A 13411-nucleotide genomic window follows, 5' to 3' on the forward strand; every position below is an offset into this window, starting at 1 on the left:
CGTCACCGCCGCGGTGACCGAGGCGGCCCCGGCCGTCGAGGGTGCCGAGGGCGAGGCCGCCCCGCGCCGCCGTCGCCGCCGTTCGCGCGGTGGCTCCGCCGCGGGCGAGGTCACCCCGGTGGCCGCGGCCGAGGTCGTGGCCGAGGCTGCCGCGGTCGTCGAGGCCGCGGTGGTCGCGGCCGAGCCGGTGGCCGAGGAGAAGCCGCGGCGGACCCGTGCCCGCAAGCCGAAGGCGGAGACGGTCGAGGTCGCCGAGGTCGTGGAGGCCACCGCGGTGACCGAGGCTCCGGCCGAGGCCCCGGCCGAGAAGAAGCCGGCCCGCACCCGGACCCGCAAGCCCAAGGCGGAGACGGTCGAGGTCGCCGAGACCGTCGAGGCGGCCGCGGTGACCGAGGCCCCGGCCGAGGCCCCGGCCGAGAAGAAGCCGGCCCGCACCCGGACCCGCAAGCCCAAGGCCGAGGTCACCGAGACCGTCGAAGCCGCCGAGGCTCCGGCGACCGAGGCTCCGGCCGTGGAGAAGCCGGCCCGCACCCGGACCCGCAAGCCCAAGGCCGTCGCCGAGACCGCCCCGGAGGCTCCGGTCGCCGAGGCCCCGGCGACCGAGGCTCCGGCGACCGAGGTGCCGGCCCCGCGCAAGCGGACCCGCACCCGCAAGGCCGCGGCCGCCCCGGAAGCCACTCCGGAAGGCTGACCCGCCCCACCCCCGAGGGGGCGGCCGGACCATCACGGTCCGGCCGCCCCCTCGGGCGTTCCGGTCCGACGAGCCGGCGCCCCGCCAGGCGCCCCGCCCTCCCGCCGCCCCGGGCGTTCCCGGATGTCCCGGCTCGTGGAAGGGGCGCCGGGACGGCATAGGCTCGGGGCGTCGCCTGCCCCGGGAGGGAAACCGCTCATGAGTACTCCGCCGTTCCTGACCCTGCCCGGCTGTGCCCGAGCGGAGCGCGTGCCGACCGCGCGCGGGGAGTTCGCGGCGCTGCGGGCGGAGCCGGTCGGGCCGGTGCGCGGGTCGGCGCTGCTGGTGCCGGGGTTCACCGGCAGCAAGGAGGACTTCATCGCGCTGCTCGAACCGCTCGCGGCCGCCGGGTACCGGGTGACGGCCGTGGACCAGCGCGGCCAGTACGAGACCGGCGGGCCGGACGACGCGGCGGCGTACGCCGTGGCGGAGCTGGGCGCCGACGTCCGGGCGCTGACCGGGGTGCTGGCCGCGGAGGGCGGGCCGGTGCACCTGCTGGGGCACTCCTTCGGCGGCCAGGTGGTCCGGGAGGCGGTGCTCGCGGCCGCCGCCGAGGGCCCGCTGCCGTGGCGTTCGCTGACCCTGATGGCCACCGGGCCGGGGGCGATCGACCCGGCCGAGGCGGCCCGGACCAAGCTGCTGCTGGACGTCCTGCCGGTCATGGGCCTGGAGGAGATCTGGCAGGTCATGCGGCAGATGGACGAGAGCAGCGAGGAGCCGAAGCCCGTCCTGGCGCCGGACGTCGCGGAGTTCCTGCACCGCCGTTGGGTGGCGAACGTGCCGCGCTCGCTGGCCGTCACGGGCGGGCACCTGGTGGCCGCGCCGGACCGGGTGGACGAGCTGGCCGCGGCGGCGGCCGGGGCGCTGCCGGTGCTGGTGCTGTCCGGGGAGCGAGACTACGCCTGGCCGGTGCCGGAGCAGACCGCGATGGCGGAGCGGCTGGGCGCCCGCCGGGTGGTCGTCGCGGGTGCGGCCCACTCCCCCAACGCCGAGCGGCCGGCCGCCACGGCCGACGCGCTGGCCGCGTTCTGGGCCTGAGCGGCCCCTGACCGGCGCACCGCTTGGAGTGGTCTGAACCACTTTCGGAGGTTCGACCGGGCTCAGCGCAGGACAAAAGTCGTTAGTTACGGTAATCTTTGATTCTGTCCGGGAATCATCGACGACCCCCACCGGGGTGCCTTTCAGTCGAAACCTGGACGTTACGGACGGGCAACGGCCCGGTAGCACCACCACGGCACCGTGATTCACGAGGCACTGGACGCACCAGGCAAGCAGGGGGAGCCCTTGCCGCAGCAGACCGCCGCACGTACGCCCCGCCCGATCCGGCCACAGCGCCGGATCCGTAGGACCCCGAAAGGGCTGATACCGACTCAGCCGCAATCGCCCCGCCCGTCGGGGCCCGGAAAGGAGACGCCCATGACCAAGCCCATGCGCTTCGAGATCCTTCGACTGGACGACGCCAACGGCTCCGCGACCGACCGCGTGATAGCCGATGCCGAGACCGTCCGCGAACTCGTCCAGGACGCCGCCCGCACCGGCGAACGCCTGCTCATCCGCCCGTGCCCGACCGTCTGACCCTGCGCGGCGCCTCCGACCGGGAGGCCCCACCCGCCGCCGACGAGCCGGGAGCGTCCGATCCGGACGTGCCGATACCCGACTGACGCCCCGTCACCGCGATCGCCGTTGACGGGGCGTCAGTGCGTCCGGCCCCGATCCCGGCCCCAGACCCGGCCCCCGGAACGTTTGCCACCGCCCGCCACGGGACATCCCCCAACGGGAACCGCCCGCGCCCCGCGCCGGCCGGGCGTCACCAGCGACAGGTGCCGCCGAGCCGTCCGTACGGGTGATCGTCCTTGACGCGGCGGTCCGGAGGGAGGAGCGTTGTCGGCTATGAGGGGCGAGCCTAGCTGCCCGAGGTGCGCCGGTCGGGTCCGCGCCCCCGGTCTTTTTTCGGACACCTGGCAATGCGGCCGGCACGGAGCCGTGCACCCGATGCAGCCGGTGCTGCCCCCGAGTGTGGAAGCCCTCGGAGTCGCCGTCGCCCGCTCGCAGGTCCCCGTCTGGCTGCCCTGGCCGCTCCCGGTCGGCTGGCTGTACACCGGCATCGCCCACGTCGGCGACGACGTCTCCGGCGCCCGGGCCACCGCCGTCGCCTGCTCCGGTCCCGCCCCGCTCGGCGGCTTCGGCGAACTGGTGCTGGTCGCCGAGGAACTGGGGGTCGGCCTCGGCGCCCGCTACGCCGGACTGCCCGGCCCCGACCCGGGCGACTCGGTCGGCCTCTACAAGCCCGCCGACGCCAAGCTGATGGCCGCCGGTCGGCCCACCCCGATGTTCCACGTCCCGGACGCCCCGGCCGACCGCGCGGTGTTCGTCGGCGAGGCCCGCGGGCTCTGGCTCTGGGCGGTCGCGTGGCCCGAGCAGTCCGCCCTGGTGATGTACGACGAACTGGTGCTCACCGACCTGCGCGAGGCCGGCGCCGAACTGGACCTGCTGCCCTGCGGGGCGCTGTCCCCCCAGCTCCTCGGCTGACCGACCCCTGAACGGCCTATCCTGGGCGGCACCCACGAGCCCCCAGGAGTCCGCCCCGTGCGCATCGACCTGCACGCCCACAGCAACGCCTCCGACGGCACCGACAGCCCGGCCGAGCTGGTCGCGGCGGCGGTCGCCGCCGGCCTCGACGTGGTCGCGCTCACCGACCACGACACCGTCGCCGGCCACGCCGAGGCCGCCGGGGCGGTGCACGCGCTGCCGGACGGCGCCCGGCTGACCGTCGTCCCGGGCGCCGAGCTGTCCTGCGTGGTGGACGGCGTCAGCATGCACCTGCTGGCGTACCTGTTCGACCCCGAGGAGCCGGAGTTCGCGCGCGAGCGGGAGCTGGTGCGCACCGACCGCTTCCGGCGCGGCCGGGCGGTCGTCGAACGCTGCCGGGAACTCGGCGCGGACATCAGCTGGGAGCAGGTGCAGCGGATCGCCGGGGCCGGCTCGGTCGGGCGGCCGCACATCGCCAGCGCACTGGTCGAGGCGGGCGTGGTGGCCACCGTCTCGGACGCCTTCACCCCCGAGTGGCTGGCCAACGGCGCCCGGGCGGACGTCCGCAAGCACGAGACCGACCCGGTGCGGGCGGTCCGGCTGGTCCGGGCGGCCGGCGGGGTACCGGTGTTCGCCCACCCCGGCGCGGTCAAGCGCGGCCGGACCGTCCCGGACCAGGTGATCGCCGACCTCGCGGCGGCCGGACTGGCCGCGCTGGAGGTCGACCACACCGACCACGACGAGGAGACCAGGCAGCGGCTGCGCGGCCTGGCCGGCGACCTCGGCCTGATGGTCACCGGCTCCAGCGACTACCACGGCAGCCGCAAGACCGTCCGGCTCGGCGAGCACACCACCGACCCCGAGGTGTACGAGGCGCTGCTCGCCCAGGCCACCGGGGCGAAGCCGATCGAGCGCTGACCGCGCGGCGGGGCGGGCGGGCGCGGGCGCCCCCGCCTTCGCCGGGGCTCAGTCGAGCGTGACGCCGCGGCGCTGGGGGTCGCGCAGGTCGGTGCCCTGGTTCAGCCAGCGCTCCTGCAGCGCGGCCGCGCCGTGCACCCGCTTCCAGCCGGCCTCGTTGGGCGTCATCGGCAGCAGCGGCAGGAAGCGCACCGGCTCGGCGGGCTCGGCCAGTTCCAGGTCCTCGACCAGGCCGCCCGGCTCGGCGGCCAGCACCGAGGTGAAGGGGGCGCCGTCCCAGAGCGGGGCGCCGAGGTCCAGCGAGCCGCCCGGGGCCACCACCAGGCCCTCGACCTGCGGGGTCGCGGCGAAGGTGGCGAGGCTGCGCAGCACGCCGTCGCGCCCGCCGCGCACCGTCAGCACCAGTTCGACGCGCGGGCCGCGCAGCTGGTCGGCGACCGGCGCGGTCGGGTCGGCCATCGGGGCGGCGGACATCCCGAGCGTCGCGTAGCGGACCAGTGCCTCGTCGTCCGGGCCGAAGCGCAGCACCTCGATCCGGTCGGTGCCGAGGAAGGTGACGGCGGCGCGGCCGCTCGGCTCGCCGAAGGTCGAGATCAGCCGGGCCTCGACGGCGGCCAGCACCGCCTCCCGGGTGAGTTCCGGGGAGCTGCCACCGTGGGGGTCGCCGAAGGACGGGAAGTCGTGCGCCATGCCGGTGAGCGTAACCCGGGCCGCTTTCCGGTCCGCGCGGGGGCGTACGGGCACCGGGCGGGGAAACTCCGGGGCGCCGATGTCCGGCCAGCTGTTAGGGTGAGCGACTGGCCACCGGGATCGAACGTCCCGGGGCGGCGGCGCGAAGGAGGTGGTTGCGGTGGATACCGGCCGACCATGCAGTACCGGCAGCTCTGCCCGGCCCCGACTTCCCCGCATCCCTCGCCTCGTAGGCCGTACCGGCTGATCCAGCCGTAGTGGCCCGGGCGCGGATCGGCGGCGGACGGACCGGCCGGGAGAGCACCCCTCATCCCCTTCACCGGTGTTCCTCGCCGTCGCACCACGGCCCTGCTTGCGGCCCTTCCGCGCCGCCGTGCGACGGCTCCTGCCTCAGGGAGCCTGCCATGTCGATGATCAACAGCCTGCGCGCCGCCGTCCGCACCAACCGCCGTCGGGGTGTCACCGGGGCGTACGACGCCGTGCCCGAGGGCAGCGGCTCGGCGGTCGTGGACTGCGCCGTCTATCAGCACGGCCGGCGCAACGGTGAGGCCTGCAGCCCGCGCGAGGCCGCCCGCCGGGTCAAGGCGGCGCACCAACTCACGGACACCGCAGGGTCGTTCAGCTGGATCGGGCTGCACGAGCCGACCGGCGACGAGTTCGAGGGCATCGCCCAGCGGTTCGGCCTGCACCCGCTCGCGGTGGAGGACGCGGTGCACGCCCACCAGCGGCCCAAGGTGGAGCGCTACGACGACGTGCTGTTCGCCGTCTTCAAGACCATCCGCTACGTCGAGCACGACCAACTCACGCCCACCAGCGAGGTGGTGGAGACCGGCGAGCTGATGGTCTTCGCCGGGCGGGACTTCGTGATCACCGTGCGGCACGGCGGCCACGGCTCGCTCCAGGAGCTGCGGCACCGGCTGGAGGCGGACGCGGACGAGGCCGGGCTGCTCGCCAAGGGCCCGGCCGCGGTGCTGCACGCGATCGCCGACCACGTGGTGGACAACTACCTGCTGGTCGCCGAGCGGCTGCAGAACGACGTGGACGAGATCGAGTACGGCGTCTTCTCGGCCAAGGGCGCGCGCACCGCGGACGTCGGCCGGGTGTACCAACTCAAGCGCGAGGTGCTGGAGTTCAAGCGCGCGGTGGCGCCGCTGCTGCGCCCGATGCAGCAGCTGTCCGAGCCGCTGCAGCGCCTGGTGGACCCGGACATCCAGAAGTACTTCCGGGATGTCGCCGACCACCTGGCCCGGGTCACCGAGCAGGTGCACGGCTTCGACGAGCTGCTGAACTCGCTGCTGCAGGCGAACCTGGCACAGGTGTCGGTGGCGCAGAACGAGGACATGCGCAAGATCACCGCCTGGGCGGCGATCTTCGCGGTGCCCACCATGATCACTGGCGTGTACGGGATGAACTTCGACTACATGCCCGAACTGCACCACGCGTACGGCTATCCGATGGTGCTCGGCGCGATCACGCTGATCTGCGTCGGGATGTACCGGGGCTTCCGCCGCAACGGCTGGCTGTAGCCCCTCCCAGGGGGATCAGCGCCGCCCGCCGCGGGCCACCAGGACCAGACCGAGCAGGATCAGCACCACCGCCGGGTAGGCGGCCGCCGGGGGCCACTGGCCCAGCCACAGGGCGGCGATCAGGGTCGCACCCGGGGTCTCCAGCAGGATCGCGGTGGAGGTGACCGACGGGCCGAGTGTGCGCACCACCCGGTTGCTCAGCGAGTGCCCGAGCAACTGCGCGGTGACCATCAGCAGCACGATCTGCCACCAGGCCCCGGCCGACCAGCCGGACAGCCCGGTCCCGGTGACCAGGCAGATCACCAGCAGGCCGACCGCCGTGGTGGCGTAGCAGACCAGGGTGTACGCGGTGGTGCTGACGGTCTTGCGGACCTCGGCGCCGAGCAGCATGTACCCGGCCGCGGCCAGCCCGGCAGCGAGCGCCAGGGCGTCACCGAGCAGGGCCCGCGGGGACATCGAGAGGTCCACGCCGGTCAGCACCAGCACGCCGGCGAAGGCGACGACGGTACCGAGCCAGACCATCCGGGGCGCGCGGACGCCGAACAGCCGCATCAGCAGGATCGTCCACAGCGGGGTGGTGGTGACCAGCGCGGTGGCGGAGGCCACCGAGGTCATCCGCAGGCTGGGCATCCAGAGCGCGAAGTGCACCGCGAGCAGCGCCCCGGCGGCGACCGCCAGCAGCAGCGCCCGTCGCCCGATGCCGCGCAGTTCGGCCCGGTGGCGCAGCAGCGCGTACGGGCCCAGGGCGCCCACCGACATGACGTTGCGCCAGAAGGCGATGGCCAGCGCGGGCGCGGCGGTGGCGGAGATCAGCGGGCCGGAGAAGGAGATGCCGCCGATCGAGACGGCGAGCAGCAGCAGGTCGACGGTGGGGAGCGGGTGCGCGGGCCGCGGGTCGGCGGCGGCTTGGGCGGGGGCGGTCGCGGGCCGGGCGGCGGGCACGGCGCTCCTTCGCTGGTCACAGGGGTGGGGCGCTCATACGGTAAGGCCCTTGGCCCGGTAATGGAACTGTCGCCCGGGAGCTGAGACGTCCCCGGAAGGAGCGCGCGCGTCCGACGCGACCACCGCGCGCGTCCGGCGTGACCACCGCGCACCTCCGGTGTCACCACCGCGCACCTCCGGCCGACCGGGGCAGGCCGGAAGCCCGTACGCTGTGCGCCATGGACCGCAACTCCGCCGCCCCCACCGCCGACGACTTCCTCGACCAGGCCCTGCTGGAGGAGGCCGCGAAGAAGTCCGGGCTGCTCTGGGTACGCGCGGACGGCGAGACGCAGTCCCGCCCGCTGTGGCACGCCTGGCACGACGGCGCGGTGGTGGTGGTCGGCGACGGCGGCGAGCAGCCGCTGCACGGCCTGACCGCGGGCGCCGGCGCCGTGATCACCGTGCGCAGCAAGGACAAGGGCGGCCGGCTGACCGGCTGGAACGCCGAGGTGGTGGAGCTGGCGCCGAACGGCGAGGCCTGGCTGGGCGCCGTCGAGGAGCTCAAGGGCAAGCGGCTGAACGCGCCCGACACCGACACCATCGCCGAGCGCTGGGCACGCGAGTGCCGGGTGCTGCGGCTGCGGCCGTCCGGCGCATTGACCGAGCGCCCGGGCGCCATGCCGGACGGCTCGCTCGCCGCCCAGCCGATGCCCACCCCGGCCACCACCCGCCGCCCGATCCCGGCCGGTCTGCCCAAACTGCTGTTCAAGCGCCGTTAAAGGTTCACGCCCAGGACTCCTCGGGTCGCTACGGTGCCTCACCGGGCCGGGCGTACGCCGCACGGGTAGCCTTGGCCGAACGTGCGCCGCGGCGCGCACCGTACGGCGTCGAGCAGGTCGAGCGAGTCGAGGGAGTTCATGGCAGGGCCAGGTACCCGGGTCTTCATCTCCCATCTCTCCGCCATCGCGGTCTTCGACCCGAACGGCGACCAGGTCGGACGGGTCCGGGACGTGGTCGTCTCGCTGCGTCTGGGCGGGCGCCCGCCGCTGGTGCTCGGCCTGGTGGTCGAGGTCGTCGCCCGGCGCCGGATCTTCCTGCCGATGACCAGGGTGACCAGCCTGGAGTCCGGCCAGGTGCTCACCACCGGCCTGATCAACCTGCGCCGCTTCGAGCAGCGCCCGTCCGAGACCCTGGTGCTCGCCGAGCTGCTGGACCGCACCGTCACCTGGTCCAAGACCGGTGAGGACGTCACCGTGCTGGACGTCGGCATGGTGCAGACCAGGCTGCGCGAGTGGGAGGTCAGCAAGGTCTTCGTCCAGGTCGGCCGGACCTCCCGGCTGCGCAAGGGCAAGGGCGAGCGGCTCACCCTGGACTGGCAGGACGTCACCGGCTTCGCGCTGCCCGAGCAGGACCAGGGCGCGGCCAACCTGCTCGCCACCTTCGAACAGCTGCGCCCGGCCGACCTCGCCAGCGTGATGCACCACCTGTCCGCCAAGCGCCGCGCCGAGGTGGCCGCCGCACTGCCCGACGAGCGGCTCGCGGACGTCCTGGAGGAGCTGCCCGAGGACGACCAGGTCGAGATCATCGGCAAGCTCCAGGGGGAGCGGGCGGCCGACGTCCTGGAGGCGATGGACCCGGACGACGCCGCCGACCTGCTCTCCGAACTGCCCGGCGACGAGGCCGAGCGGCTGCTCGGGCTGATGGAGCCGGAGGAGGCCGAGCCGGTCCGCCGCCTGCTGTCGTACGAGGAGGACACCGCCGGCGGTCTGATGACCACCGAGCCGATCGTCCTGGAGCCGGACGCGACGGTCGCCGAGGCGCTGGCCCGGATCCGGATCCGCGACCACAAGCCCGCACTGGCCGCCCAGGTGTACGTCTGCCGGCCGCCGAACGAGACCCCGACCGGCAAGTACCTGGGCGCGGTGCACTTCCAGCGGCTGCTGCGCGAGCCCCCGTACGTCCTGGTCGGCTCGCTGGTGGACGACGACCTGGACGCGCTGCCGCCGGACACCCCGCTGCCGCTGGTCACCAGCTACCTGGCGACGTACAACCTGGTGGCCGCGCCGGTCGTGGACGAGGCGGACCACCTGCTCGGCGCGGTGACCGTCGACGACGTGCTCGACCACCTGCTGCCCGAGGACTGGCGTGACGCCGCGCTGCACGCCCGGGACGACGAGGACACCCGGCACGACGAGAGGGAGGAGATGACCGATGGACGGTGACCGCACCGGACGACCCGGCGACTCCGCGCGCCGACGCCTGCAGGGCGAACTGCGGGAACTGCGCCAGCTGCGCGAACTGCGCACCCGCGAGGGCAGCAGCCGGGATCGCCTGGAGACCTCCCCCATCACCGGCTCCAACCGCGCCCGCCTCGACCAGCCGCGCACGGCCCGGCCGGGCCTGCTGACCCTGCCGTCCTACGACCCCGAGGCCTTCGGCGTGCTGTCGGAGCGGATCGCCCGCTTCCTCGGCACCGGGCGGTTCATCGTCTGGATGACGGTGTTCGTCGTGGTGTGGATAGGGTGGAACACCCTGCTGCCGGCCGGTGTGCGCTTCGACGAGTACCCCTTCATCTTCCTCACCCTGGCGCTGTCGCTGCAGGCCTCGTACGCGGCGCCGCTGATCCTGCTGGCGCAGAACCGGCAGGACAACCGGGACCGCGTCAACATGGAGCAGGACCGGGCCCGCAGCGACCGCAACATCGCCGACACCGAGTACCTGGCCCGCGAGGTCGCCGCCCTGCGGCACGGGCTCGGCGAGGTGGCCACCCGGGACTTCATCCGCTCCGAGCTCCAGTCGCTGCTCAAGGACATCGACGAACGACGTGGCGCGGCCGAGCCGTTGTGACCCTCGGCACGCTACCGGCCGGTTAAGCGGTTCGCCGGGCGCCGTACCATCAAGGCATGGCCAACGAGACAGAGGTCGCGGCCGGCGTCACGGAGGAGTCCGTACGCCAGGCGCTGGCGACCGTCAACGACCCGGAGATCAACCGCCCGATCACCGAAATCGGCATGGTGAAATCGGTCGGGATCGCCGAGGACGGCGTGGTGAGCGTCGCGGTCTACCTGACCGTCTCCGGCTGTCCGATGCGCGACACCATCACCACCCGGGTCCGCGAGGCGGTCGGCAGGGTGCCCGGCGTGACCGGCGTCGAGGTCGAGCTGGACGTGATGAGCGACGAGCAGCGCAAGGAGCTCTCCCAGCTGCTGCGCGGCGGCGCCCCCGAGCGGGAGATCCCGTTCGCCAAGCCCGGCACGCTGACCCGCGTCTACGCCGTCGCCTCCGGCAAGGGCGGGGTCGGCAAGTCCTCGGTGACGGTCAACCTGGCCGCCGCGATGGCCGCGGACGGGCTGAAGGTCGCCGTGGTGGACGCCGACATCTACGGCCACAGCGTGCCGCGCATGCTGGGCGTCGAGGGCCGCCCGACCCAGGTCCAGGACATGATCATGCCGCCGCAGGCGAACGGCGTGAAGGTCATCTCGATCGGCATGTTCACCCCGGGCAACGCCCCGGTGGTCTGGCGCGGCCCGATGCTGCACCGGGCGCTCCAGCAGTTCCTCGCCGACGTGTACTGGGGCGACCTGGACGTGCTGCTGCTGGACCTGCCGCCCGGCACCGGCGACATCGCGATCTCGGTGGCCCAGCTGGTCCCCAACGCGGAGATCCTGATCGTCACCACCCCGCAGATGGCCGCCGCCGAGGTGGCCGAGCGGGCCGGCACCATCGCGGTGCAGACCCACCAGAAGATCGTCGGCGTGATCGAGAACATGTCCGGCATGCCGTGCCCGCACTGCGACGAGATGATCGACGTCTTCGGCACCGGCGGCGGCCAGACCGTCGCGGACGCGCTCACCCGCACCGTCGGCGCGACCGTCCCGGTGCTCGGCTCGATCCCGATCGACGTCCGGCTGCGCGAGGGCGGTGACGACGGCCGCCCGGTCGTGCTCGCCGCCCCCGACTCCCCGGCCGCCGCCGCCCTGCGCGCCGTGGCGGGCAAGCTCGGCGGCCGCCAGCGCGGCCTGTCCGGCATGTCGCTGGGCCTGACGCCCAAGAACAAGTTCTGAGGCTGTGACACCCGCCCCGCGCGGGCGAACAGGCGAGCGGGCGAGCCCCCGCCCCGAGCCGAAGGGGCGCGCCGGTGCCGAAAGCGAGAAGGGCCCAGCCGCCGACGAAGGAGGTGGCGCAGCGCCCGCCGACCGTCGGCACCGGACCCGAGCGCCCCGGAGGCGAGCGGGCGAGTAACACGGGCGAGTAACAGCCGAGGGCCCGGGTGGACGTCCACCCGGGCCCTCGGCGTCTCCACGGACCCTACGGGCGGGCGTAGCCGCCCAGGTCGGGGACGGTGGCGAAGCCGATGCCGTACGCGCTGACGCCCCGGCCGAAGGCGCCGAGCAGCACGCCGGGGGCCTCGCCCGCCAGCACCCAGCCGTACTCCGACTCGCGGTACCGGAACGGCTGCGGCAGGCCGTTGACCGGCAGGCTCAGGGTGGACCAGCCGGGGCCGGCCAGGTCGTCGGCGAGGTCCCAGGCCAGGTTGCTCTGCTGGTCCAGCCAGTCCTGGCGCAGCATGCGGTCCAGCTGGCCGGGCCAGGTCGCGGCGAGCAGGCCGGAGCCGGCCAGCCAGGCGGCGGAGGAGGCGGAGGTCGCCTCCAGCGTGCCGGTGTTGTCGGCGCTGCGGCGGCTGTCCCGGCGGGCCACGGTGACCACGACGGCGAACTTCCGCACGTCGCGCGGCTCGAACTGCTTGGCGGGCTCGTCGCCGTGGCCGAGGGTGCCGTAGTCGACGCTGCCCGCCGCCCCGCCGCGGGGGCCGCCGGCGCCGGCCTGCATCAGGAAGCGGCGGCCGGTCCAGCCGTCGTCCAGGCCGTACCAGGGGAAGTCGGCGGACAGGTAGGGCACCAGCGGGTCCGCCGGGCCTGCCTGCCCGCCGACCACCGGGCCGCCGGCCGTGACCGTCGCCCCTCCCGCCTGACTCGTCGCGTCCATCCCCGGGCCTCCTCAAACGCACGTGTGCCTGCCGTGGCGCGCTCCCATGGTGGCGTACCTCGGCGTTCCCGGGGGCCGTTCCTGGTCCGCGCGGACGCGGATGTGACGGACGGCTCAGCGGGAACAATCAGCACAATAGCGGCGCGCACGCCGCCGCCCCGCTCAGTCCGGCGGCCGGGCGGGGCGGTGGCGTCGGTGCTGCTAGGTGGCGTCGGGGTCGAACGGGGGCCGCTCGCCGGGCTGCAGCGGGGCGCCGGTGGAGGCGGGCGCCGCGGCGGCCTTCTCGAAACTCACGCTGCCCGCCCGGCCGTTCACCGGCGCGGCCGGCTTGTCGTCCAGGACGGAGCGGATGTCGAGCGACTCCTTCATGTCCTTCAGCCCCAGCGGGTCCTGCTGGTCGCCCATGAGCTGCTTGCGGACGAAGGTCTTGGGGTTGAGGTCATCGAACTCGAAGTCCTTGAACTCGGGCCCGAGCTCGCTGCGGATGTCCTCCTTCGCGGTGTCGGCGAAGGAACGGATCTTCCGGATGAAGCCCATGGTGTCCTGGATCAGCTTCGGCAGCTTGTCGGGGCCGAAGATGATGATCGCCATCACGATCAGGGTCAGGATCTCCAGCCCACCTACGTCGCTGAACACCTTTGCTCCCTAGCTCGTCGGACGACGGTTCCTACAGGGTAATGGCCACCGGCGGGTCCCTGGTCCACGGCGTGATGAACCCGTGGTAAAGACCAGCCGGTGGCCGGGGCAGGCGAAGGGTGCGCTAACGGATCTGCTGGCGCAGGGCGGCGATGCTGCCGGGGTAGCGCTCCGGGGACGAGGACGGCTCGGCCCCGCGGGTGGCGGCCACCGGGCGGCCCGGGAAGTCCACCGGGACCTGCGCGTTCATCGGGACCAGGCCGGTGCGGCCGCTGGTGCCGCTGCCGCCGACCGGGCTGACGGTGGTGCCGTGCTGCTCTTCGCCCTGGGTGAGGCCCCCGACGCCGCCGAGGGTGACCGCGGCGACCGAGAAGGCGCCGGCGGCGGCGAACACCAGTCGGCGGCCACGGGCCGCGGAGGGGCGTACGGCGGCCGCGGCGGGCTGGGGACGGGCGGCGGTGCGGTCGGGCCGGGC

The 13411-nt window shown here is 74.3% G+C and carries 13 protein-coding genes and 2 pseudogenes; 10 read left to right on the top strand and 5 right to left on the bottom strand.

Translation table 11 applies throughout. The annotated features are described in order from the left end of the window. The 5 genes and pseudogenes from BG452_RS47105 to BG452_RS17795 form a co-directional block, all read left to right on the top strand. Positions 1-691: pseudogene (locus BG452_RS47105) on the top strand (DEAD/DEAH box helicase); the annotation flags it as partial. Between the two features lie 198 nt (positions 692-889). After that, complete coding sequence (locus BG452_RS17780; protein WP_188305297.1) at positions 890-1768, top strand: alpha/beta fold hydrolase; 879 nt, start codon at positions 890-892, stop codon at positions 1766-1768. Positions 1769-2146: 378 nt separating this feature from the next. Next, positions 2147-2305, top strand: a complete 159-nt coding sequence (locus tag BG452_RS17785) for a hypothetical protein (RefSeq protein ID WP_188305309.1) — start codon at positions 2147-2149, stop codon at positions 2303-2305. A 315-nt stretch (positions 2306-2620) separates the two neighbouring features. Further along, positions 2621-3259, top strand: coding sequence for a DUF6758 family protein (locus BG452_RS17790; protein ID WP_188305298.1), 639 nt, complete (start codon positions 2621-2623; stop codon positions 3257-3259). Between the two features lie 57 nt (positions 3260-3316). Beyond that, the gene (locus BG452_RS17795; RefSeq protein WP_188305299.1) at positions 3317-4177 is read left to right on the top strand and encodes a PHP domain-containing protein; all 861 of its coding nucleotides are present in this window, start codon (positions 3317-3319) and stop codon (positions 4175-4177) included. Between the two features lie 48 nt (positions 4178-4225). On the opposite strand, the gene BG452_RS17800 is transcribed toward BG452_RS17795, so the two are convergent. Further along, a complete protein-coding gene (locus BG452_RS17800; protein WP_188305300.1) occupies positions 4226-4867 on the bottom strand; it encodes a suppressor of fused domain protein in 642 nt (213 codons plus the stop codon). A 404-nt stretch (positions 4868-5271) separates the two neighbouring features. On the opposite strand from BG452_RS17800, the gene corA reads away from it, so the two are divergent. Beyond that, entirely contained in the window at positions 5272-6393 is a 1122-nt protein-coding gene (gene corA, locus BG452_RS17805) for a magnesium/cobalt transporter CorA (protein ID WP_188305301.1), read from the top strand. 15 nt (positions 6394-6408) lie between these two features. Here the strand turns inward: corA and BG452_RS17810 are convergent, their stop codons facing one another. Continuing rightward, entirely contained in the window at positions 6409-7335 is a 927-nt protein-coding gene (locus tag BG452_RS17810) for a DMT family transporter (protein ID WP_188305302.1), read from the bottom strand. Between the two features lie 218 nt (positions 7336-7553). Here BG452_RS17810 and BG452_RS17815 point away from each other — a divergent pair, with 218 nt between their 5' ends. The 4 genes from BG452_RS17815 (at position 7554) to BG452_RS17830 (ending at position 11378) form a co-directional block, all read left to right on the top strand. Further along, on the top strand, positions 7554-8093 hold the full coding sequence (locus BG452_RS17815) for a hypothetical protein (protein ID WP_188305303.1): 540 nt from the start codon (positions 7554-7556) through the stop codon (positions 8091-8093). A gap of 138 nt (positions 8094-8231) precedes the next feature. Continuing rightward, positions 8232-9536 (top strand): magnesium transporter MgtE N-terminal domain-containing protein, encoded by a 1305-nt coding sequence (locus tag BG452_RS17820; RefSeq protein WP_188305304.1) that lies wholly within the window; start codon positions 8232-8234, stop codon positions 9534-9536. Further along, positions 9526-10161 carry a DUF1003 domain-containing protein gene (locus BG452_RS17825; RefSeq protein WP_188305305.1) on the top strand — a complete coding sequence of 212 codons (636 nt, stop codon included), beginning with the start codon at positions 9526-9528 and terminating at the stop codon, positions 10159-10161. Before BG452_RS17820 ends, BG452_RS17825 begins: the two co-directional genes overlap by 11 nt. Before the next feature lie 56 nt (positions 10162-10217). Then, complete coding sequence (locus BG452_RS17830; protein WP_188305306.1) at positions 10218-11378, top strand: Mrp/NBP35 family ATP-binding protein; 1161 nt, start codon at positions 10218-10220, stop codon at positions 11376-11378. Positions 11379-11622: 244 nt separating this feature from the next. Here BG452_RS17830 and BG452_RS17835 read toward each other — a convergent pair whose 3' ends face one another. The 3 genes and pseudogenes from BG452_RS17835 to BG452_RS45730 form a co-directional block, all read right to left on the bottom strand. Next, entirely contained in the window at positions 11623-12300 is a 678-nt protein-coding gene (locus tag BG452_RS17835) for a hypothetical protein (RefSeq protein ID WP_188305307.1), read from the bottom strand. 201 nt (positions 12301-12501) lie between these two features. Further along, positions 12502-12936: a sec-independent translocase gene (locus tag BG452_RS17840; protein ID WP_188305308.1), complete on the bottom strand. Its 435-nt coding sequence runs from the start codon at positions 12934-12936 to the stop codon at positions 12502-12504. Between the two features lie 124 nt (positions 12937-13060). Beyond that, positions 13061-13411 (bottom strand): annotated as a pseudogene (locus tag BG452_RS45730) (hypothetical protein); the annotation flags it as partial.

The organism is Streptomyces sp. CBMA123 (assembly GCF_014596465.1).
In the GTDB taxonomy this organism is placed as follows: domain Bacteria; phylum Actinomycetota; class Actinomycetes; order Streptomycetales; family Streptomycetaceae; genus Kitasatospora.

Bases quoted from the DNA above. Each gene is read 5' to 3' on its own strand.
- BG452_RS17780 (WP_188305297.1), top strand. From the start codon at position 890: ATGAGTACTCCGCCGTTCCTGACCCTGCCCGGCTGTGCCCGAGCGGAG.
- BG452_RS17785 (WP_188305309.1), top strand. From the start codon at position 2,147: ATGACCAAGCCCATGCGCTTCGAGATCCTTCGACTGGACGACGCCAAC.
- BG452_RS17790 (WP_188305298.1), top strand. From the start codon at position 2,621: ATGAGGGGCGAGCCTAGCTGCCCGAGGTGCGCCGGTCGGGTCCGCGCC.
- BG452_RS17800 (WP_188305300.1), bottom strand. From the start codon at position 4,867: ATGGCGCACGACTTCCCGTCCTTCGGCGACCCCCACGGTGGCAGCTCC.
- corA (WP_188305301.1), top strand. From the start codon at position 5,272: ATGTCGATGATCAACAGCCTGCGCGCCGCCGTCCGCACCAACCGCCGT.
- BG452_RS17815 (WP_188305303.1), top strand. From the start codon at position 7,554: ATGGACCGCAACTCCGCCGCCCCCACCGCCGACGACTTCCTCGACCAG.
- BG452_RS17820 (WP_188305304.1), top strand. From the start codon at position 8,232: ATGGCAGGGCCAGGTACCCGGGTCTTCATCTCCCATCTCTCCGCCATC.
- BG452_RS17825 (WP_188305305.1), top strand. From the start codon at position 9,526: ATGGACGGTGACCGCACCGGACGACCCGGCGACTCCGCGCGCCGACGC.
- BG452_RS17830 (WP_188305306.1), top strand. From the start codon at position 10,218: ATGGCCAACGAGACAGAGGTCGCGGCCGGCGTCACGGAGGAGTCCGTA.
- BG452_RS17835 (WP_188305307.1), bottom strand. From the start codon at position 12,300: ATGGACGCGACGAGTCAGGCGGGAGGGGCGACGGTCACGGCCGGCGGC.